This window comes from Occultella gossypii, assembly GCF_019947135.1.
Taxonomy (GTDB): domain Bacteria; phylum Actinomycetota; class Actinomycetes; order Actinomycetales; family Beutenbergiaceae; genus Occultella; species Occultella gossypii.
Map to the genome: position 1 here is coordinate 88877 of NZ_JAGSHT010000013.1, position 20834 is coordinate 109710.

Sequence of the window (20834 nt, forward strand, 5' to 3'; positions counted from 1 at the left end):
GGGCCGTGAATTCCGGCATGTGTTCGCCTACGGCATGAACACCCGCGTCAGGGCACCGCACATCGGAGCGCCGACCTCAGCCCTGGTAGACGTGCGGAGCGAGCGTGCCCACGAACGGCAGGTTGCGGTATCGCTCGTCGTAATCGAGTCCGTAACCGACCACGAACTCGTTCGGAACCTCGAAGCCGATGTAGCGGACGTCCACATCCACCTTGGCGGCGTCCGGCTTACGGAGCAGGGTCGCGATCTCCAGTGAGGCGGGGTTCCGGCTGCGGAGGTTGGAGACCAGCCAGGACAGCGTCAGGCCGGAGTCGATGATGTCCTCGACGATCAGCACGTGCTTGTCCAGCAGGTCGGTGTCGAGGTCCTTGAGGATGCGCACCACGCCGGAGGACTTCGTGCCCGACCCGTAGGACGAGACGGCCATCCAGTCCATCTTGAGGTCGGTGTGCAGCCGGCGGGACAGGTCCGCCATGACCATCACCGCACCCTTGAGGACGCCGACCAGCAGCAGTTCCCGACCCGCGTAGTCGGCGTCGATCTGGGCCGCGAGCTCATCGAGCCGGGTCGCGATCTGCGCCTCGCTGACCAGGACCTTCTCAAGGTCCGAGCCCATGTCGTTGGCGTCCACTCAACTCTCCCGATTGTCACTGTGTCGATGAGGTGCGCTCGGTCCGTGCGGATCATCGAGTGCGGCAGCGCGAGCCGACGCGCCCCCGCGCAGGAACAGCCTGCCATACCTGCGGACCGCCTCGGTCGGCCCGGGCAGGTGGATCGGTCCCTGCCCGTGCCAGTCGGTGAGCAGGGCGTCGAGGCCCTGCACGTGCACCCGGGCGAGGGCGCCGTCGTCGGCGCCGGCCTCGAGGGCAGCCAGCCGAAGGGCCCGACGGCGCAGGGCCGGGTGGGCGTCGACGAGCACCGACACGTCGAGCACCACCGCCGCTGCTCCCGGCTCGACGGCGTCGCTTCCGTCGACGTTCTCGGTGCCGGTCCGGGTGCCGGTTTCGGTGCCCGTCGGATTGCCCGGCCCGGCGGTTGTCGGGCCGTCGGTCGCAACGGTGGCGTGCTCGAGCAGGTGCCGGGCCAGCTCGTCGAGCAGGTCGGCGTCGTCGCGGGCCAGGTCCGCGGTGCGGGCCAGCGCGACCTCCACCCCCGGCCCGAGCGCGCGGGCGAGCTCGGGCAGTACCCGCTCGCGCAAGGCCGCGCGGGGCAGTGCCGCGCCGGCCGCGGTGCGCAGCGGACCGTCGGCCGCGTTCGTCGGGTCCTCCCACGCCGCCAGGCCCAGAATCTCGCAGGCCCGTCGGGTTTGCTCCCGGCCCACACCGAGCAGCGGCCGCCAGAATGCCCCACGGATCGGCGCCATGCCGGCGAGCGCGCGGGTGCCGGAGCCACGCGCCAGGCCGAGCAGCACGGTCTCGGCCTGATCCGCCCGGGTGTGCCCGAGCAGCACCCCGGCCGCGCCGTGTTCGGCCGCGGCGGCCGCGAGCAGGTCGTACCGCAGTGCCCGAGCCGCGCCCTCGGGACCTTCGCCGTCACCGCCCGGAGCACCTGCGCCGTCGGGCCCCAACACCTCGGCCGGGGCCAGGCCGAGCCCGGCGCACACGGCGGCCGCCCGCTCACTGACGGCGCGGCTGCCGTGCTGGAGCCCGTGGTCGACGCTGACCGCGCCCGCCCGCAGCCCGAGCCGGGGTGCCACGAATGCGGTGGCCGCCGCGAGCGCGAGCGAGTCGGCGCCACCGGAGCAGGCGACCAGAACCAGGTCACCGCGGGCCAACGAGCCGTCGTCGAGGCGGTCCTGCAGGAACGCCCGGGCCGCCGCCCGGACGGCGGCCACGGCGGGATCCAGCCGGGGCACTAGCCGTGGACCCGCCGGACCCAGACGTCGGGGTCGGCGATCTCGGCGGCGGTGGGCAGCCGCTCGGGCGCCGACCAGACCGCGTTCAGGCCGGGGTGCCCGACCTTGGCCACGACGGCCCGGACGAACTTCGCGCCCTCGCGGTACTGGGCGAGCTTGGCGTCCAGGCCGAGGACCCGGCGCAGCACCGTGTCCACGAACCCCTGCCCGGAGCGGCGCGCCTCGAACGACTTGCGGATGGTGCGAACCGTGGGCACCACCCGCGGGCCGACCGCGTCCATCACCACGTCGGCGTGCCCCTCCAACAGGGACATGATCGCGATCGAGGCGTCCATCGCCTCCTGCTCGGCGTCGGTCAGGACGGCACCGAGGAGGGCGCCGCCGGAGGAGGCGGTCGCCGGTTCGGCGTCGCCACGCAGCACCCGGGGCAGGGCGCCGAGCAGGTCCCGCATCCGGGTCGCGGCGTCGTCCTCCACGAGCAGGGTCGCCAGCAGGTCCCGCACCTGGGTGCGCAGGTGCTCGGCGAGCCACGGCGCCGCGGCGAACTGGAGGGCGTGGGTCTGCTCGTGCAGGCAGACCCAGAGGTGGAAGTCGGCGGCCCGCAGGTTCAGCTGGCGCTGCACGTGCAGGATGTTCGGCGCCACCAGGACCAGGCGGCCGGCACCTCCCACGACGCGGCCGCCGACGTCCGGCCCGGCGGACGGCGGGGTGAACGGGTCGTACTGGCCGAGCACGCGGGAGGAGAGCAGGCTCAGCAGCGCCCCGAGCTCCTCGGCGGCGAACCGGGGGCCGCCCGGGCCCTTCGGGGCCGGCATCAGGTCGCCGACGAGGTGCCGCAGCATGCCGAGGTTGCCCTCGGACCAGCGCGGTCGGTCGATCACATAGACGGGGCCCTTGGCCGCGCGCTCGGCGGCCTCCGGCAGGGCGGTGACGGTGCCGACGAACTCGGGCGCCCGGGCCGCGCCGGTGCGCAGCGACGCCACCAGCGCGCTCAGCTCGTCGCGCTCGGCGGTGGGGCCGGGCCGGGCCAGCCGTCCGGCGCGTCGTGCAGCCAGGTCCCAGTCGACGGCGTCGCTCACCTGGTCGCTCCCGCCTCGGGCCTGGCCGTGGGCCGGTCCGCGCGCTGCGGTGTCACCTGCGGGCCGTGCGCGGCGAGGTTCATCCCCCAAGAGTAGGCGTCGTCACCGGCGCCGCGGTGAGTGAGCGGAACTGGCGGCGACCTCAGCACGCTCGACGCCGGTCAGGTGCAGCCGCAGGCGGCGAGCCCGGCGGCCCACGTGTCGATGGCCATCCGGGCCTGGTAGCCGGCCCCCGCAGGAAAGCCGTTGGCGAGGGCACTGAACGCGAGCAGGCGCCCGTCCGCCGTGGTCACCAGGCCGGCGAGCGCGACCGCCTGCGGAAGGGTGCCGGTCTTCGCGGCCAGGGTCCCGGCGGCGTCCGTGTCGCCGAGGCGGTCGGCCAGCGTCCCCTCGAGGTGCGCGACCGGCAGGGCCTGGACGGCTGCGAGCAGTTCCGGGTGGGTGCCGCCGGCGATCAGTACGGTCGTGTCGGTGAGCATCCGCGGCGTGAGGGTGCTGTCCCGGGACAGCCCGGAGGTGTCCTGGAACTGCGCGCCGGTGACATCCACGCCGAGCCCGGCGATCACCTCCAGCACCGCCGCGCCCGCACCGAGGAAGCTCGCCTCCTGGCCTGTCTGCACCGCGGTCATGCGGCCGAGCACCTCGGCGAGGACGTTGTCCGAGTGCTGCATCATGTAGGCGACGATGTCGCGCAGCGGCGCGGACGCCACGGAACCGAGCACGGTGGCGGTCTGCGGACGGGCGGCCCGGGTCACGTCCCCGGTCACCGTGACCCCGCGGGCCGCCAGGGCGGTCGCGAAACTCTGCGCCGCGGCCAGGGCGGCGTCGTCCTGGCGGCGGGTGACGCCGTCGACGATGCCGAGGTTCACGGCGAGCGGCGCGATCGGCATCGCCCAGCCGCCGGCCAGGTCCACCTCACCCCAGTCCGGGGCGAGCGTGGGGCCGGTGAACAGGGTGTCGTCCAGGGTCAGGGTCACCTCGGTGCGGCCCTGGGCGAGGAGTTCGGTGGCCACCTGCTCGGCGAGGTCGCCGAGCCCGGCGTGCCCGATCGTGGCGTCGGGGTCGCCGACGTCCGCGGCCATCGTGATGTCCCCACCGGCCACCAGGGTGACGGTGCCGTCGTCGCCGAGGACGGCTTCGGTGGTGAAGGTGTGCTGGTCCCCGAACGTCTCGAGCACCGCCACTCCGGTCAGCAGCTTCAGGGTGGAGGCGGGCACGTACGGGTTCGCGGCCGAGGAGGCGTAGAGCTCCTCGCCGGTGAGAACGTCCACGATCGAGACGCCGGGCGTGGGGCCGACCCGGTCGTCGGCGAACAGCGGCGCCGTCAGCGCGGCCAGGGCGTCCGCCGTCGGCAGCGGTGCATCCGGGTCGGCACCGGGCACGTCGGCGGGGTCCGCGACGATCGGTGGGGTGTAGTCGGGATAGGGCTCCGCCTCTGGCCACGGTGGGTCGTCGGTGAGCACGCCGGGCGCCTGATCGGTGATGTCGAGGTAGGCGTATCCGCCGAGTCCCGCGACCACCAGGGTGAGGACCAGCCCGACGGCGAGGCCCCGACGGCGTCGCTTGCGCCGTTTCGTGCGTGCCACTCTCACCCCATCCGGTCCGAAGCCACCACCCAGGGTTCCGCACTCCGGGCCGGTGTAGGCCAGACTAGGGCAAGGACCATCAGGCGAACGGGAAGAGAAGACCGTGGAATTCGACGTCACCATCGAGATCCCCAAGGGACAGCGCAACAAGTACGAGGTGGATCACGAGACCGGACGGATCCGCCTGGACCGGATGCTGTTCACCTCGACGCGATACCCGGACGACTACGGCTACATCGAGGGCACCCTCGGCGAGGACGGCGACCCGCTCGACGCGCTCGTGCTCCTGGAGGAGCCGACCTTCCCCGGCTGCCTGATCCGGTGCCGCGCCCTGGGCATGTTCCGGATGCGCGACGAGGCCGGCGGCGACGACAAGGTGCTGTGCGTACCCAAGGGCGACCAGCGTGCGTCCTGGCGCTCCGACATCGACGACGTCTCCGAGTTCCACCGACTGGAGATCCAGCACTTCTTCGAGGTCTACAAGGACCTCGAGCCCGGCAAGTCGGTGGAGGGGGCGCACTGGGTCGGCCGCGAGGACGCCGAGGCCGAGATCCGGCGCTCGTTCCAGCGCGCGATCGACACGGGCTACTCGCACCCGCAGCCGCACATCGCGCACTGACCGGGCGGGCGCACCTGGCGGGTTCTGCGCGGTGAGTCTCGGGGACGGCTGCGGTCTGTCCCGGGTGAACCGAGCCGACCCAACCACCAGGAGCCACCCATGTCCGGACCACACCTGACCCGCCTGGACCCACGCTACGGGGACGACCCCACGCCCGCGTCCTGGGCCCGCACCGACCAGCTCCTGGTCGATGCGGAGTTGTACTGGCTGAGCACCGTGCGCGCCGACGGGCGCCCGCACGTGACGCCGCTGATCGGCGCCTGGTTCGATGGTCGGTTCCACTTCGCGAGCGGGGACCGGGAGCAGAAGGTGCACAACCTCCTGGTGAACCCGCGGGTGGCCGTGACGACCGGGGCGAACACCTGGGCCGCGGGCACGGATGTGGTGATCGAGGGCACGGCGCAGCGGTTGACGGACCCGGCGCAGCTACAGGCGTTCGCCGATGCCACCCTCGCGAAGTACGGCGAGGCCTGGCGCTTCACGGTCAACGGTGACGTCGTGGGCGACGGCGACCACCCGGGCTGGGTGTTCGCGGTGACACCGGCGAAGGTGCTCACGTTCGGCAAGGCCCCGCACGCCCAGACGGCGCACCTGTTCGCCTGAGCCCCCTAGTGGGTTGAACCCGGACTACGGGCGGCCCGCCATGGGCAGCACGTTGGTCCACCAGATCGGCACGTACTCCACGTGCCCACCGGGCCGCGGGGCGTGCACGCGCATGCCGTCACCGGCGTAGATGGCCACGTGGTAGATGCCGCTGGCCCGGCCGTTGTCGGAGTAGAAGATCAGGTCACCGGGGCGCATCTGGCCGACCGGCACGTGGCTGACCGCCGCGTACTGGCTGCCCGTCGTCCGCGGCAGGCTGGAACCGGCGTTCTGGTACGCCCGCATCGTCAGGCCGGAGCAGTCGTAGCTGTTCGGGCCGGCTGCGCCGTACACGTAGGGCTTGCCCACCTGGGTGAGCGCCCAGGCCAGGGCCGCCGCGCCCGTGCCCGAGCCGGTGGATGGCGGGGTGGGCGCCGGAGCGGGAGCCGGCGCCGGGGCGGGAGCCGGAGCGGGCGCCGGTGCCGGAGCAGGCGCTGGGGCAGGTGCCGGTGCCGGTGCCGGAGCCGGTGCCGCAGGCGTCGCGGGGGCCGGAGCCGCCGGTGCGGCGGTGTCGGCCGCAGGAGCCGACGGCGTCGCGGCGGCGGGCGTGGACGGCGCGGCCGGCGTCGCGACGGGTGCGTCGATCGCGGCCGCCGCGGCCGCGCTCTCGCGCTCGCGCTGCTGCGCTTCGAGGGCGGCCTGGCGCTCGGCCTCGAGCTCGGCGGTGGTGTTCCGCAGCGTGGCGAGCTCGTTGATGAGGCCGGCCCGCTCGGACTGGGTGGTCTCGAGGGTGGTCTGCGCGGTGAACGCGGCCGCGTCGGCGGCGGCGGACGTCTCCTCGAGCTCCGCGGTGGCCGCCTCCTGCTCGGCGAGCGCGTCATCGGCCCGCTGGTGCATGATGTCGGCGACCAGCTCGGCCGCATCGAGGGTGCCGAGTGCGTCGGTGGCGCTCCCACCGAGCCGGTCGAACGTCGTTGCTCCACTGACCGCGTCCTGGACGCCGTCGGCGGAGAGGAACACGGACAGCTGCTGGAGGTCTCCGCCGTTGCGGTAGGCGGCGGTGGCGATACGAGCCACGTCCTGGCTCGCTGCGAGGACGTCGGCATCGGCCTGGTCGGCCGCGGCCTGAGCGGCGTCCGCATCCTGTTGCGCGGTCTCCAGGTCCACGGTGGCCTGGTTGTAGGCCTCGGTGGCGAGCGCCGCGTCGATGTTCGCGGCGTCGAGCGCTGCGGCGTTCGTGGCCAGCGCTACCTCGAGGGCGGCGATCTGGGCGGCGGTGCTGTCCGCCGCGGCCTGGGAGTCGTCGATGTCGTCCTGGCTCGGGATCGTCGGCTCCGCGGCCGCCGATCCGATCGCCAGGGTGCCCGCAAGCACCACGGAGCCGAGAATGGCGACGAATCGTCGCCCAGGTCGTGCTCTCACCGATCAGTCTCCGTCCGTTCGTGTGCGACCGAGCCGCGCCCCACCGGAACTACACCCATGTAATTTTTCGTCTGGGTCTATCCGGCGTGTCGGGTTGACGGTTCGTCGCTATCCGCGCTTCAACGTAGCGGAAGTTGTTGAATTTGTGAACACGAGCCCCAACATTCACATTAGTCACACGTGTCACAGGATCCGATCGCGGCACCAGCGCGCCGATCCGGCCCATCGGAGCCACCGATAACCGGACGTCTCAGCACGTGAGATTTGCCAGTTGCCCCTTGGGACGGCACCTATCGTGGGAAATCATCCATCCAGACCCTCCCCCACCCTTCACACTCACCGGAGAGCACCTTGAGCGAGAACTGGAACTTCGAGACCCGGCAGATCCACGCCGGGCAGAGCCCCGACGGTCAGACCGGCGCCCGCGCCGTGCCGATCTACCAGACGACCTCCTTCGTCTTCAAGAACACCGAAGAGGCCGCCAACCGGTTCGCGCTCTCGGACCTGGGACCGATCTACACCCGGATCGGCAACCCGACGGCGGCGACCGCCGAGGACCGCATCGCCTCCCTGGAGGGTGGCGTCGGAGCACTCCTGGTCGCCTCCGGACAGGCCGCGGAGACGCTCGCGATCCTGAACGTAGCCGAGGCCGGCGACCACATCGTGGCCAGCCCCAGCCTCTACGGCGGCACCTACAACCTGCTGCACTACACGCTGCCCAAACTGGGCATCTCGACCACCTTCGTCGAGAACCCGGACGACCCGGAGTCCTGGCGTGCGGCGGCCCAGGAGAACACGAAGCTGTTCTTCGGCGAGACCATCCCGAACCCGAAGGGCGACGTCCTCGACATCGAAGCCGTGGCCGGCGTTGCCCACGAGGTCGGGGTGCCCCTGTTCGTCGACAACACGATCGGCACGCCCTACCTGGTGCGCCCGATCGAGTTCGGCGCCGACGTCGTGATCCACTCCACCACCAAGTACCTGGGCGGCCATGGCACCCAGATCGGCGGCGTGATCGTGGACGCGGGCACCTTCGACTACGCCCAGCACCCGGAACGGTTCCCGAACTACAACACGCCGGACCCGAGCTATCACGGCCTCACCTACGCCAAGGACCTCGGCGTCGGCGGCGCGTTCGGCGTGAACCTCTCGTTCATCCTCAAGGCCCGCGTCCAGCTGCTGCGTGACCTCGGCCCCGCGGCCAGCCCGTTCAACGCGTTCCTGCTGCTGCAGGGCCTGGAGACCCTCTCCCTCCGGGTGGAGCGGCACGTGGAGAACACCCAGAAGGTGGCGGCGTACCTCGAGGCGCACCCGCAGGTCCTCTCGGTGAACTACGCCGGCCTGGCCTCGAGCCCGTACCACGCGCTCGCGCAGAAGTACCTGCCCAAGGGGGCCGGAGCGGTGCTCGCGTTCGAGATCAAGGGCGGTCTCGATGCCGGCCGTGCGTTCGTGGACGGCTTGGACCTGCACTCGCTGGTCGCCAACATCGGCGACGTGCGCTCCCTGGTGATCCACCCCGCCTCGACGACCCACAGCCAGCTCACGCCCGAGGAGCAGGCCGCCAGCGCCGTCACACCCGGGCTGGTGCGCCTGTCCGTGGGCCTCGAGCACATCGACGACATCGTCGCCGACCTGGACCTGGGTTTCACCGCGGCAGTCGGACTGGGTGCGGATCAGGCCGCGGCCGAGCCGGCCAGCATCTGAGCCGGAACCCATCCACCGAGCGAAGAGAGGCGGGGACGAACTACCGTGGACGCAGCCCAGCAGACGGAGGTGGCGATGAGCGAGTCACGACGACGCGCGAACCGTCCGTCCGCGCGCACGCGAACGCCAGGTGGTCCGATCCCCGCCTCGGCCGCGTGGCGGGAGGGCGACCCGGTCGGCCGGCGCCAGTTCGCCGACCTCGGCCCGCTGCATCTCGAGGCCGGCGGAAAGCTGCCCGAGGTCCGGATCGCGTACGAGACCTGGGGCACCCTCAACGCTCGGGCCGACAACGCGGTCCTCGTGCTGCACGCCCTCACCGGGGACTCCCACATCACCGGCGCGGCCGAACCGGGGCACCCGACGGCCGGCTGGTGGTCGGACATGGTCGGTCCCGGGCGTCCGATCGACACCGACCGCTACTACGTGGTCGCACCGAACGTACTCGGGGGCTGCCAGGGCAGCACCGGCCCGTCCTCGGACGCGCCGAACGGCACCCCGTGGGGCAGCCGCTTCCCGTACGTGAGCGTGCGCGACCAGGTGGCTGCCGAACGGGAGCTCGCCGATCGGCTCGGGGTCGGCACCTGGGCCCTGATCATCGGCGCCTCCATGGGTGGGCACCGCGCCCTGGAGTGGGCGGTCGGTGAGCCGGACCGGGTCGCTGCGGTGGCCGCCATCGCCACGTCCGCGCAGAGCACCGCGGACCAGATCGCCTGGGCACACGCGCAGCTCGGCGCGATCCGCTCCGACCCGCGCTACCGGGGCGGCGACTACTACGACGCCGCCGATGACGACGGTCCGCACGCCGGACTGGGCATCGCACGGCAGATCGCCCACACCACCTACCGCAGCGCCCGCGAACTGGACGAGCGCTTCGGACGACTGCCTCAGGGCGGCGAGAACCCGCTCGGCGGCGGCGGCCGGTTCGCCGTGCAGTCCTACCTCGATCACCACGCGAACAAGCTCGCCCGCCGCTTCGACGCGAACTCCTACGTGGTGCTCACCGAGTCGATGAACACCCACGACGTGGGCCGGGACCGTGGCGGCGTGGAGTCCGCCCTCGCCTCGATCACCGCGCGCACGCTCGCCGTGGCGGTCGACTCCGACCGGCTGTTCCTCCCGGCCCAGTCCGAGCGGATCGCCGAGGGCGCGCCGGACGGCACCTACCGGGTGCTGCACTCGGACTACGGCCATGACGGCTTCCTGATCGACTTCGACCAGCTGGGGCCGATCATCGCCGAGTTCCTCGGCAACCGCGCCTACCTCACCCGCTGAACCTCCGCCGTCGGCGCCTGCGCGTCAGCGCTCGTGGAGCGCGACGCCCAATTGGTCCGCGGCCTGCTGCAGCACCGACTGAACCGAGAGCGTGTCCGCCCAGGGCATGACCTCGCTCTCCACGGCCCCGGCGGCCAGGGCCCGGTTCACCTCGTCGAACTCGAGGGCGTACCCGGCGCCGTCGGGTGCGAGGTCCATCGGCTGCGGGTCCGCCCCGGAGCGGTGCAGCACGAGCGAGGTGGGGTGGTGGAACCGCGGTGGGATGTCGATCCAGCCGTCGGTGCCGAAGATCCGGCCCTGGCCCGGCAGCGGCAGCCGGAACGAGGTGAGCAGGCTCGCGGCGCGCCCGTCCGGGTAGCCGAGGCCGATCGCGGCCTCCGCGTCCACGCCGGTCTCGAGCAGCGTCCCGGTGGCTGTGACGGTCTCGGGGTCGCCGAGGAAGTACTGGGCGAACGAGACCACGTAGACGCCGAGGTCGAGCAGCGCCCCGCCCCCGAGCTCGAGCGCGAACATCCGGTCGGCCGGGTCGAACTCACGGCGTACCCCGAGGTCGGCCTGAACCGCCCGGACCTCGCCGATCGCGCCGTCGGCGATCAGTTCCCGCGCACGCACCAGGGCCGGCTGGAACCTCGTCCACATGGCCTCCATGACGAACGTGCCGGACTCGCGGGCCGCGGCGAACACCTCCTCGGCACCGGCGAGCGTGGCCGTGAACGACTTCTCCACCAGCACCGCCTTGCCGGCGCGTCCCGCAGCGATCGCCTGCCGGGCGTGGTCGGAGTGCGGTGTGGCGATGTAGATGGCGTCCACCTCGGGATCGGCGAGGAGGGCCTCATGGGAGCCGTGCGCCCGGATCGGGGTGCCCAGCGCGGCGCCGTGCTCGGCCGCGAACGCCTGCGCCCGCTCCAGCGAGGAGGACCCGACGGCGGCGAGCACCCCGCCGTCGACGTGACCGAAGTCGGCCGCAACCTTCGCCGCGATCCGGCCCGGCCCGAGGATTCCCCAGCGCACCTGCGTCATATCCCGCCCATCTCCCGCGATCGCCGTCGCGTCGTCAGTCACCGCTGCCGGTGGCGCGCGAGGCGCGCCGGTTCCGCCATCATGGTGACATGCCGACACCGCTGCCGACGCTGACCGCCGAACTACGGGACCAGTGGGACCTGCTCCGGAGCAGGCTCGACGACCTCGACGACGATGTCCTCGCCGAGCCGAGCGCCGTCGAGGGCTGGAGCGTCGCCGAACTGGTGGCCCACCTGGGGCGTGCCATGGCCGTGTTCTCCAGCTGCGAGCCGCAGCCCACCGACGTCGAGCCCCTGCCCCTTGAGGAATACGTGCGCGGGTACGCGATGGGAGCGGACGAGATCTCCCGCGGGACGAAGGCACTCGCCGCCGAACTGGCTGACGACCTCTTGCCCCGCCTGGATGAGCTCGTCGAGGCCGCGTTCGACCGGCTCGCCGCGCTGACCGAGGCCGGGCCGGACGCCGTGGTGCTCGCCCGCCGCGGACCGATCACGGTGCGTGACCTGGTGCTCACCAGGATCATCGAGCTCGTCGCGCACGGATACGACCTCGCCACCGACCTGCCGGCGCCTGCGCCCGTCGATGCCGGGGCGCGCAAGATTGCCGCGGAGGCGCTGCTCAACGCGCTCAACGCGATCAGCGGTTACGACCTGCAGGTGGGCGACGAGGCGGCCTGGATCAGGGCCGCGACGGGCCGCATCACCTGGCCCGACGCCGTTGCTGCAGCCGCGCTGCGACCCGAGTACCTCAGTGACGGCCTGCCCGACGTGAGCCGTTTTCTGCCGTTGGTCTGAGCGCTCGACGGCTCGGCTCGCCACCCGGGCCGGGCGGGGCCGTGGCTGCGCGATGATGCTCGGCGCGGGTGGTCCGGATGACCTCGGCGCGGGCGTCGGCCAGCGCGAGGCCGCCCTCGGCGAAGCGCCACTGTGACCAGGCATCCGCCGGCTCGTGACCCAGCAGGTGCGCAGCGGCGGTCGTGAGTTCGCCATGCTCGGCGCCACCGGCCAGCACCACCACGCCGTCCTCCCGGAGCCACGCCGCATGGTCACGTTCCCTCGAACGCAGCACGATGCGCACCGGTGCGTCCACCAGGGCCGCGACCGCGCGCAGGTTCTCCGAGGCCCGCACCGGCTCGGGCCGGCGTCGAACTCCCGGGCCCGCCTCAGGCCGGCCGACCGGGTCGGGGGGAGGAGCGAAGCGGGACTCGTGTTCCGGGATCGGAGCGGGCTGGTCGACCGGAGCTGCTGCTGCGGGCCGGGTCGCCGCAGCCCGATCCTGCGACGGCTGCACGGGTGCAGGCTGCACGGGTGCGACGGCACGTCCGGCCGGCTCTTGACCAGCGGAAGGCACGGGCTCTGGTCGGGCCCAGGCGGCCGCCGCGGTCCGGCCCGAAGGCTCCGGCGCAGGTCCGGCCGGTGCCGGTCCCGCGGGCGCGGGCGCCGGTCCCGCAGGCGCAGGTTCCACCGGCGCGCCCGCCGCACCCGCGCCCCGCTCACCCGCGCCGCGCGCACCCACGGCGACACCAGCGGCGTCGTCGCCCGCGGCGCCGGCAGGGCCGGCGAGCGGCGCGAGCTCGGGCACCGCCGCGCCGTCGAACACCCGCAACCGGGCGGGCGCCACGTCGGCGACCTCGAGCAGCGGGGCACCGGTCGGAGTCTCCCGGACGTCCACCGCGACCACCCGCACGCCGTGCAGCACCCGCAGGCCGGAGAGCACCTCCGAGGAGACGTCGCCGGCGAGCAGGTACAGCTGCGGTCCGGGCCTGGGGCCGGCCGGCCGGGCCTCCCGGAAGGCGTTCCAGTCCCTCCGGAACCCGGGGACGCCGGCGCGGTAGCGGCCCGCGATGGTCAGCCAGGGCGCCGCCGCATTCTCACCGGCCCGCGCGAGGGCGCGCATCAGGGTGGCCGAGTCGACCCGGTCCACGACCACCGCGGTGACCACCTGGCCGGCCGGGTCCATCGCGGTCAGCACGGGCTCGGCGCCGTCGCTCCAGCTGATCGGAAACAGGTCCGCCTCGAGCACGTCGAGCAGGTACCGGCGCAACGCCGATTTCAGCTCCGGGGTCAGTCGGCTCGGGCCCTGCCTTCCGAACGTCGCTGGGACGAGGTGTCCGGACTCGAACGCGAATGACGGCATCGGCAAGGGTCTCTTCTGATGGCAGCGGGGGGCGCGGCGAGCCTCTCGTGGAAGCGCGCCGTCCGATCTGACTCTCCTGCCCCGGCGTCCATTCTGACACTCCTGGCGCAGGGATCAAGGGCGCCGGAGCAACTGGGCCAGTTGCATTCCGGTAACGCCTGCCAACTGCTGCGCCTGGGTGCGGCAGGAGTACCCGTCGGCGAGGTACACGGCCCCCTCGGGTGCCTCCCGCAGCGCCGGCAACAGGGCCTGCTCGGCCACCGCGACCGAGACGTCGTAATGCCCCTTCTCCATGCCGAAGTTCCCCGCCAGCCCACAACAGGTACCGAGCGTCGACACCTGCGCCCCGGCCCGGCGCAGCACCTCCAGGTCCGCGTCGAAGCCCATCACGGCGTGCTGGTGGCAGTGCGGCTGGGCGATCACCTGCAGGCCGGACAGCTCCGGCGGCGACCAGTCCGCCGGCCCGAGCGGTGCGGGCGCGGTCAGCAGCTCCGCGAGCGTGTAGGTGCCCTTCGCCAGGGCCGCGGCCCGCGGGTCGTCGGGGAACAGGTCCGGCAGGTCCGAGCGCAGCACCGCCGTGCAGGACGGCTCGATGCCGACGATCGGGATGCCCGCCTCGGCGTAGGGACCGAGCACGTCCATCGTCTGGCGCAGCCGGGCCCGGGCCCCGTCGAGCTGCCCGGTCGAGATCCAGGTGAGGCCGCAGCACGCGCTCGCCTCGGGCATGCGCACCGTGTACCCGGCCTGCTCGAGCACCTCGACCATGGCGCGGGCGCCCGTGGTGTCCAGGTGTTCGGAGAACGAGTCCGCCCAGAGCAGCACCTCGGTCGCCGGCGAGGCCATGCCCGACGGCGGAGCCTGGCCGGGCGTCGAGGTCGCCCCGGTCGTGGGTGCACCAGAGTCGCGGGCTGCGCCCGCGGCAGTCCGGGGCAGGTCGCGCGCCCGCTTGCGCCACCACCGACTGAAGGGCTGATCCGCGAAGGTGACCATCCGCCGTCGGGTATCCATGCCACCACCGGCGAGCACGAGCTTGGCGATCGGGCGTACCCCCAGGACCGCGTTCACCAGCCGGGACACACCCGGGACCGACGTGATCAGCCGCGCCCACCGGGGCAGCCAGCCGAGCGCGTAGTGGCTGACCGGGCGGACCTTGCCGCGGTAGCTGCGGTGCAGCACCTCGGACTTGTACTGGGCCATGTCCACCCCGGCCGGGCAGTCGGAGGAGCACGCCTTGCAGGACAGGCACAGGTCGAGCGAGTCGTGCACCTCGGGCGCGTCCCAGCCCTGCACGAGGGTGCCGTTGGCCATCTCCTGGAGCACCCGGGCACGCCCGCGGGTGGAGTCCTTCTCGTCCTTGGTGGCCAGGTAGGAGGGGCACATGAACGAGCCGGCGTCGGTGAGGTCCGCCCGACACTTGCCGACGCCGACGCACCGGTGCACCGCGGTGGTGAAGTCGCCGTCGTCGTGGGCGAACGCGAAGCCGGAGCCGGTCAGCATCGGCAGCGGGCGGGCGTGCGGGCGGCGCAGGTCGTCGTCCACGCGCCGGGGCCGCACCACGACCCCCGGGTTGAGCAGGTCACTGGGGTCGAAGAGCGCCTTGACCGCCTCGAACGTGGCGATCGCCTCGGCCGAGTACATCAGCGGCAGCAGTTCCCCGCGGGCGCGACCGTCCCCGTGCTCACCCGAGAGGGAGCCGCCGTGGGAGGCCACGAGCCGCGCGGCGTCGAGCATGAAGGACCGGAACTGCGCGGCGCCGGCCTCGTCGGTCATCGGGAAGTCGATGCGCACGTGGATGCAGCCGTCCCCGAAGTGCCCGTACGGCAGCCCCGACACACCGTAGGAGTCCATCAGCGCCTCGAACTCGCGCAGATAGGTGCCGAGCCGCTCGGGCGGCACCGCGGCATCCTCCCAGCCGGGCCACGCCTGCGCACCGGTCGCGGTGCGCCCGGCCAGGCCGGCGCCGTCCGCCCGGATCTGCCACATCGCGGTCGCGTCCGGGCCCGGCGGCATGATCCGGGCCGCCTCGGTGCCGGCGTCCGCGACGATCGCGTGGGCGGAGGCGAGCGCGGCCTCGGGGGTCTCGCCGCCCACCTCCACGAGCAACCACCCGGCGCCCGGCGGGAGCTCCGGGACGGAGTCGGGGCCCTTGTGGGCGCGCACCACGTCGACGAGCTTCGCGTCCAGGCCCTCGATGGCGAGCGGGGCGTGCGCGAGCATCGCGGGCACGGCGTCGGCGGCCGCGGGCATGTCCGGGTAGCCGAGGGCGACGAGCACCGGCGAGCTCGGGATCGGCACCAGCTTCACGGTCGCCTCGAGGATCGTGACCAGGGTGCCCTCCGTGCCGACCAGGAACTTCGCGAGGTCGGTGCCGTTCTCGGGCAGTAGGTGCTCGAGGGAGTACCCGGAGACCTGGCGGCCGAACCGGCCGAACTCGGTGCGGATCAGGGCCAGGCGGGAGCGGACCAGGTCCGTCAGGCCGGGGATCTCATCGAGGGCGCCGGCCCCGGTGCCGGTGGTGAAGCGCCGTCCGGTGCCGTCCACGACGTCGAGCGCGACGGTGTTGTCCACCGTGCGCCCGTACGCGACCGCATGCGGGCCGCAGGCGTTGTTGCCGATCATGCCGGCGAGCGTGGCCCGGGCCTGGGTGGACGGGTCCGGTCCGAACCGCAGGCCGTGCGGCTTCGCGGCCGCCTGCAGGTCCGACATCACGACGCCCGGCTGCACGCGGGCGGTTCGGGCGACCGGGTCGATCTCGAGGATCTTGTTCAGGTGCCGGGAGAAGTCGATCACGATGCCGGGCCCGACGGCGTTGCCCGCCACCGAGGTACCGCCGCCCCGGGCGGTCACGGGACTTCCGTGCTCGCGCGCGGTGGCGAGGATCGCGAGGACGTCCTCGGTGCTGCGTGGGAACACCACCACCTGCGGTGGCACCCGATAGTTGGACGCATCGGTGGCGTATTCGGCGCGGCGCCGCGCGGAGGCGTCCACCTCCCCGGTGATCGCGCGGTCCAGGGCCGCGACCAGGTCAGCCAGCTCGGGCGCCACGGGGGGATTCGTGCTCACGGTCGACACGCCGTCAGTTTCCCACGTCGTCCGCACGTCGAGTGCTGACGTCCGCGCCTCGGCGCGGCCGCCGGACTCCCCCGCGCCAAGCCGTCATCGGTGGTCGAGGACGCCGTCGTCATCCCGCCCACCCGGGCCCCTCCGGCCCGGGCGGGCGGTGGTCTCATTCGGCGCTGAAGTCCAGCCCCGCGTCGGCGACGGCGTTCACGGTCCAGGTTCCGCCCTCGGTGTCGAACAGGCGCCAGGCCGGTACCAGCACCACCGAGCTGTCGCTCTGGTAGACCGACATCAGCACCAGCTCGGACCCGTTGATCGTCACCTGCCGCACCGGCCAGTCGATCGGGGCGCCCACCTGCGCCGGGGCCGGGGCCGCGGTCGGCGGTTCGCCGGAGTCGACCGGTTCGTCCGCCGGGCCGGCCGGCGCCTGCGCCGGCTCCTGAGCGGTGACGTCGGGCGCCGTTTCGGCAGTGCTCGCCGAGTCCTCCGCGGCGCCGGCCGAGTCCGCGGGCGACTCGGTGACTCCGCCGTCGGCTGCCGTGAACGGCATCATCCCGCCGCCTCCGCCGGCACCGAACCTCGGGTCGGTGAGCCGGTCCACGGCCGCCACCGGCGAGACCACGTCATAGGTACCGAGGGAGTAGACGTCCGCCAGCGAGCCCCAGGCGGAGGCGATCCCACCGGCCGTGACGGTGAACTGCCACCCGATCACACCCTCCACCGTGCCGGCGCCGATGGAGGGGATCGCGACCACGTTCGTCGCGTGCTCCCCCGGCTCCGTGATGCTCCAGTTGAAGTCGTCGACGTCGACCCCGGCCGCGGTCAGGACCTCCTGCGCGGCGACGATCGCCTCGTTCTCACCGACCGCCACCTGGTCGTTGCCGCAGTCGACGGTGCCGTCGTCGCCGCCGGAGTCCGGTTCGACCTGCGCACCCTCGGCGCACGCCCACGGGTCCAGTGCCGGGTTCGTGTAGCTCGTCGAGGCGGTGCCGTCGACGAAGACGGACAGCACCGGTCCGCCGCCCTCCCAGGAGCCCACCGTCCAGACTCCGTCGGCGAGCACCGGGTCACCGTCGAGTCCGAGCGCCTGCGCGAGTTGCGCCACCCGCTCGGCGGTCAGCGCCGCGGTCGCGTCGAGGCCGTAGGCCTCGGCCGCCGAACCGTCGGCCGAGAGCCCGTCGGCGGTGAACTCCGTCCGGCCGTACCCGGCGAGCATGCTCTCCGCCCCGACGGAGTAGTCCTCCTGCGCGACCGATGCGTCGCCGGCCGCACCTTCATCGGCAACGACAGTTCCGCCGTCGGGCTCCGTTCCGCCGGCGGCACCGATCGCATAACCGCCGCCACCGAACACCGCGAGCGCGGCGACCGACGCCGCGACGAGCAGGCCTCGTCGGCCCCGGCCGGCGGACGCGCGCCGCCTCCGCGCGCCGAGGAGCTCGTCGTCGTGCTCGGTGTCCTCGTGGTTGCCGTTGCCGCCGTCGTGACCGTCGCCCAGTTCGCCGACGCGGGCGGTCACCGCCCGGCGGAGCGCGGCAAGATCCGGGCTCGACCCAGTCGCCGGGTCGGCGGCGCGCAGCCGTGACAGTGCCTCGTCGGTACCCTCGGTGCTCATCTGATGTCCTCTCACCTGCGGGGTCGGGTGCCGCCGCATCCTGGCGGCGTCACCCTGCGTCCCCTCTGCCCTGCCTGTGTGTCGTCGACGGCGGATGTTGCGACGTGCGGTCGGCGCACCGGTGTGGGCTGTGCCTCAGGCGGCCGCACGCGGCCACAACCGGCCTGGTCGGGTCCAGACCGGTCCGGCCCGGTGCCGTCGGCGTCAGGCGCTGACGCGCTCGTCCCAGGCGGCGCGCAACCGTGCCCGCGCGCGGGACAGTGCGGCGGCCGCGCCGCCGCGGCCGATGCCGAGTGCGGCCGCCAACTCCTCGCCGTCGAGGCCCTCCCAGGCGTGCAGCATCAGGACGTGCCGGTCCCGGGCGCTGAGCGCCGCGAGCGCCTCGGTCACCTGGGCGTCCGCGACCACCAGATCGACGGGGTCGGCGGCGTACTCGCCGTCGACGTCGTCCGGCAGTTCCTCGACCGGGATCGGGCGGCCCTTGCGCCGGTGGTTGGCGAGCACGAACCCGGCCGTCCGGTACAGCCACGGGAGTTCGTGCCCGTCGGGGACGTCCGCACGGCGACGCCACGCGGTCGCGAGCACGTCCGCCGCCAGGTCGTCCACGTCATCGCGCGGGGCTCGACGCAGGAAGTAGCGGTGGACGGCCCCGGCGTGAGCCGTGAAGAGTTCCTCGAACCAGGCGTCCGAGCGCGCGGCGGCACCACCCGCAGGGGCAGGTCCGTCGTGGTCCGTCATCGTCACTCCCGAAGATGCTGGGGGCACGGGCGGATGCCACGGTGCTCTCGTGGTGCCTATGTCCCCAACGCCACGATCGTTTCACACGATCGGCGCCGTGTTCGGGCGTCGGTCAGCCGGTCCGGGAGCCTCCTGGCAGACGCGGGCGCCGTCAGGCTGACAGGTGCGTGCGAGCGCGGGCGAGAAGGTTGGCGAACGACTCGGTGTCGAGCAGGAACGACGCATCAGCGAGCACGTCCAGAAGAGCGGACGGGGCGTCGGGATTCGTCGCGGCGTAGAGCATCCGCCACAGCACGAGTTCGGAGCCTGCGCCGAGGAAGGCGCGCCGCGCAGCCAGGTCGGCGGTGTCGTCGAAGGCTCGGTTCGCCAGAGCCGAGGCCACCTCGGGACGCTCGGCTGCACCGGCCGCGCCCGCCGCCTGGGACGCGGCCTGCCAGGTCAGCTCAGTCACGACGCCATGGTCCGCGGCGACCGCCGCGCCGGCGAGCGGCGCCACCTCCTGGTGCCAGGTGTGCCGGGTCGGGTGCTGCTCGGGCAGTGGCGGCAGCAGGTGGTAGGCGCAGGGCTGGGTCTGGAGGTGCTGCCACAGGTCTTCCGTCAGCGACAACCCGGCGAGCTCGGCCTGGGCCCGCAGACCCCAGGCGACCGCGTCGAGCGGATCCAGATCTGGGCCGGGCAGCCCTAGTGGCCCGGCGAGTTCCCGGAACCTCTCCCCGCCGTGTGGCTGCATGTCGTTGATCCCGCCGATGACCGCGCCGTTCTCGGCGATCTCGACGTCCGTGAGCATGTTGACGTTCCAGTAGACGGCGACGGCGAGCCCGCCCTGGGACGCCTGCCGCAGCACCACGGCGCCGGCACCGACGTAGCCGTTGGGCTCGACCACCACGACCCGCTCACCGATGGCCGCGATCGCGGCCCACGGCCGCGCCACGTCCTCACCCCACGCCTCCTCCATCCGCGTCGCCGGCAGCGCCGGCGCGCCGCGGGCACCGAACGCCTTGAGCACAGTGGCGCCGTCGACCCCGTGCACCACGGTGATCGTGGCGCCGGCGGCCAGGTCGCTCGCACCCATCCAGCCCAACGGATCTGCGGAGTCCGGCATCGTCGCTCCTGTTCGGTCGATGGCGCCATCGTGTCATGCGGGCGCACGACGCCGACCCCAGCGTGGTCTGGGCGGGCACTCCCGGCACGGCCGGATCTCTTGACAGATTGGTAACCTCTCCGTTACCAATAAGCCATGGATGCATTCGTCGCTCTCGCGGACCCGGTCCGCCGAGACCTCGTGAGCCGACTGGCCCGCGGATCGGCGCGGGTCGTCGACCTCGCCGGCGAGCACGACATCAGCAGGCCGGCGATCAGCCGGCACTTGCGGGTGCTCGGCGACGCCGGCCTCGTCACGGCCGACGAGATCGGACGGGAGCGGCACTACCGGTTGGAGCGCCACGGCCTGAGCCCCGTGGCCGACTATCTCGCCGCCCTTGCACCGGCACCGCGCTTCGACGAGGCCGTGCTCGACGGACTCGACCTCGAGGTGCGACGAACCGTCCGCGACCACGCCACACCCCACCCGCACGGGAACCGAACCACGACGGAGGAGTCAGCATGACGAGCACACACACGCCCCAGGCCACCGGACGACGAGAGGATCGGGACGGGACGGCCTACCTCGTCTTCGAACGCACCTTCCGGGCGCCGATCGCGGACGTCTGGGCGGCCACGACCGAGTCGGACCGGCTGGTGCGATGGATCGGCCACTGGGCCGGGGACCCCACCAGTGGTTCGGTGTCGTTCTGGATGACGGCCGAGGCCGCGGACGCGCCGGAGGAGACGATCCACATCGACGTGTGCGACGCGCCCCGACGGCTGGTCATGCGTTCGGCGCGACCCGACGACAGCGCCATCGAGTGGACGTGGCAGATCGACCTCGCCGAGGCCGATGGCGTCACGACGCTGACGTTCGCCCAGGAGGTCGGCTCGGACGTCCTGGCGGAGGGCGTGGGCCCGGGCTGGGACTACTACCTGGACCGGATGGTCGCCGCCGAGACGGGCGCCGACCTCGCCGCGATCGACTTCGACCAGTACTACCCGGCACTCGCGGCGCACTACCGCGCCGAGCTCACCTGACGACTGCCTGACCGGTCGTCGTCGC

General features: G+C 73.1%; 18 protein-coding genes. 7 read left to right on the plus strand and 11 right to left on the minus strand.

Annotation, left to right across the window (positions count from 1 at the left end; genetic code table 11):
* Window positions 1-76: 76 nt before the first annotated feature.
* The 4 genes from hpt to dacB all read right to left on the minus strand — a co-directional run bounded on the left by hpt (window position 77) and on the right by dacB (window position 4520).
* Complete coding sequence (hpt, locus tag KCQ71_RS13740) at window positions 77-631, minus strand: hypoxanthine phosphoribosyltransferase (protein ID WP_154795670.1); 555 nt, start codon at window positions 629-631, stop codon at window positions 77-79.
* Complete coding sequence (gene tilS, locus KCQ71_RS13745; protein WP_223406804.1) at window positions 632-1834, minus strand: tRNA lysidine(34) synthetase TilS; 1203 nt, start codon at window positions 1832-1834, stop codon at window positions 632-634. It lies immediately after the preceding gene.
* 20 nt (window positions 1835-1854) lie between these two features.
* Window positions 1855-2934 (minus strand): Rv3626c family coenzyme F420 biosynthesis-associated protein, encoded by a 1080-nt coding sequence (locus KCQ71_RS13750; RefSeq protein WP_223406806.1) that lies wholly within the window; start codon window positions 2932-2934, stop codon window positions 1855-1857.
* A 161-nt stretch (window positions 2935-3095) separates the two neighbouring features.
* Window positions 3096-4520 carry a D-alanyl-D-alanine carboxypeptidase/D-alanyl-D-alanine endopeptidase gene (dacB, locus tag KCQ71_RS13755; protein ID WP_223406808.1) on the minus strand — a complete coding sequence of 475 codons (1425 nt, stop codon included), beginning with the start codon at window positions 4518-4520 and terminating at the stop codon, window positions 3096-3098.
* Between the two features lie 103 nt (window positions 4521-4623).
* Here dacB and KCQ71_RS13760 point away from each other — a divergent pair, with 103 nt between their 5' ends.
* A complete protein-coding gene (locus KCQ71_RS13760) occupies window positions 4624-5139 on the plus strand; it encodes an inorganic diphosphatase (protein WP_223406810.1) in 516 nt (171 codons plus the stop codon).
* A 99-nt stretch (window positions 5140-5238) separates the two neighbouring features.
* On the plus strand, window positions 5239-5742 hold the full coding sequence (locus tag KCQ71_RS13765) for a pyridoxamine 5'-phosphate oxidase family protein (protein WP_223406812.1): 504 nt from the start codon (window positions 5239-5241) through the stop codon (window positions 5740-5742).
* 24 nt (window positions 5743-5766) lie between these two features.
* On the opposite strand, the gene KCQ71_RS27655 is transcribed toward KCQ71_RS13765, so the two are convergent.
* Entirely contained in the window at window positions 5767-7143 is a 1377-nt protein-coding gene (locus KCQ71_RS27655; protein WP_223406814.1) for a C40 family peptidase, read from the minus strand.
* Between the two features lie 351 nt (window positions 7144-7494).
* Between KCQ71_RS27655 and KCQ71_RS13775 the strand changes: the two genes are divergently transcribed.
* Both KCQ71_RS13775 and metX read left to right on the plus strand, forming a co-directional pair.
* Entirely contained in the window at window positions 7495-8847 is a 1353-nt protein-coding gene (locus tag KCQ71_RS13775) for a bifunctional o-acetylhomoserine/o-acetylserine sulfhydrylase (RefSeq protein ID WP_223406816.1), read from the plus strand.
* 75 nt (window positions 8848-8922) lie between these two features.
* Window positions 8923-10119, plus strand: coding sequence for a homoserine O-acetyltransferase MetX (metX, locus tag KCQ71_RS13780; protein WP_223406818.1), 1197 nt, complete (start codon window positions 8923-8925; stop codon window positions 10117-10119).
* Between the two features lie 24 nt (window positions 10120-10143).
* On the opposite strand, the gene KCQ71_RS13785 is transcribed toward metX, so the two are convergent.
* Entirely contained in the window at window positions 10144-11139 is a 996-nt protein-coding gene (locus tag KCQ71_RS13785) for a Gfo/Idh/MocA family protein (RefSeq protein ID WP_223406820.1), read from the minus strand.
* 89 nt (window positions 11140-11228) lie between these two features.
* Between KCQ71_RS13785 and KCQ71_RS13790 the strand changes: the two genes are divergently transcribed.
* On the plus strand, window positions 11229-11933 hold the full coding sequence (locus tag KCQ71_RS13790; RefSeq protein ID WP_223406822.1) for a maleylpyruvate isomerase N-terminal domain-containing protein: 705 nt from the start codon (window positions 11229-11231) through the stop codon (window positions 11931-11933).
* On the opposite strand, the gene KCQ71_RS13795 is transcribed toward KCQ71_RS13790, so the two are convergent.
* The 5 genes from KCQ71_RS13795 to KCQ71_RS13815 form a co-directional block, all read right to left on the minus strand.
* The gene (locus tag KCQ71_RS13795) at window positions 11887-13281 is read right to left on the minus strand and encodes a hypothetical protein (RefSeq protein ID WP_283248693.1); all 1395 of its coding nucleotides are present in this window, start codon (window positions 13279-13281) and stop codon (window positions 11887-11889) included. The genes KCQ71_RS13790 and KCQ71_RS13795 overlap by 47 nt on opposite strands.
* A 108-nt stretch (window positions 13282-13389) precedes the next feature.
* Window positions 13390-16338, minus strand: a complete 2949-nt coding sequence (locus tag KCQ71_RS13800) for an FAD-binding and (Fe-S)-binding domain-containing protein (protein WP_223406824.1) — start codon at window positions 16336-16338, stop codon at window positions 13390-13392.
* 163 nt (window positions 16339-16501) lie between these two features.
* Window positions 16502-17947, minus strand: coding sequence for a hypothetical protein (locus KCQ71_RS13805; RefSeq protein WP_223406825.1), 1446 nt, complete (start codon window positions 17945-17947; stop codon window positions 16502-16504).
* A gap of 204 nt (window positions 17948-18151) precedes the next feature.
* Window positions 18152-18685, minus strand: coding sequence for a sigma-70 family RNA polymerase sigma factor (locus KCQ71_RS13810; protein ID WP_223406827.1), 534 nt, complete (start codon window positions 18683-18685; stop codon window positions 18152-18154).
* A gap of 151 nt (window positions 18686-18836) precedes the next feature.
* Window positions 18837-19787 carry a DUF6461 domain-containing protein gene (locus KCQ71_RS13815; RefSeq protein ID WP_223406829.1) on the minus strand — a complete coding sequence of 317 codons (951 nt, stop codon included), beginning with the start codon at window positions 19785-19787 and terminating at the stop codon, window positions 18837-18839.
* Between the two features lie 135 nt (window positions 19788-19922).
* Here KCQ71_RS13815 and KCQ71_RS13820 point away from each other — a divergent pair, with 135 nt between their 5' ends.
* Both KCQ71_RS13820 and KCQ71_RS13825 read left to right on the plus strand, forming a co-directional pair.
* The gene (locus tag KCQ71_RS13820) at window positions 19923-20291 is read left to right on the plus strand and encodes an ArsR/SmtB family transcription factor (protein ID WP_223406831.1); all 369 of its coding nucleotides are present in this window, start codon (window positions 19923-19925) and stop codon (window positions 20289-20291) included.
* A complete protein-coding gene (locus tag KCQ71_RS13825) occupies window positions 20288-20809 on the plus strand; it encodes an SRPBCC family protein (protein ID WP_223406833.1) in 522 nt (173 codons plus the stop codon). Before KCQ71_RS13820 ends, KCQ71_RS13825 begins: the two co-directional genes overlap by 4 nt.
* The last annotated feature ends 25 nt before the right edge of the window (window positions 20810-20834 follow it).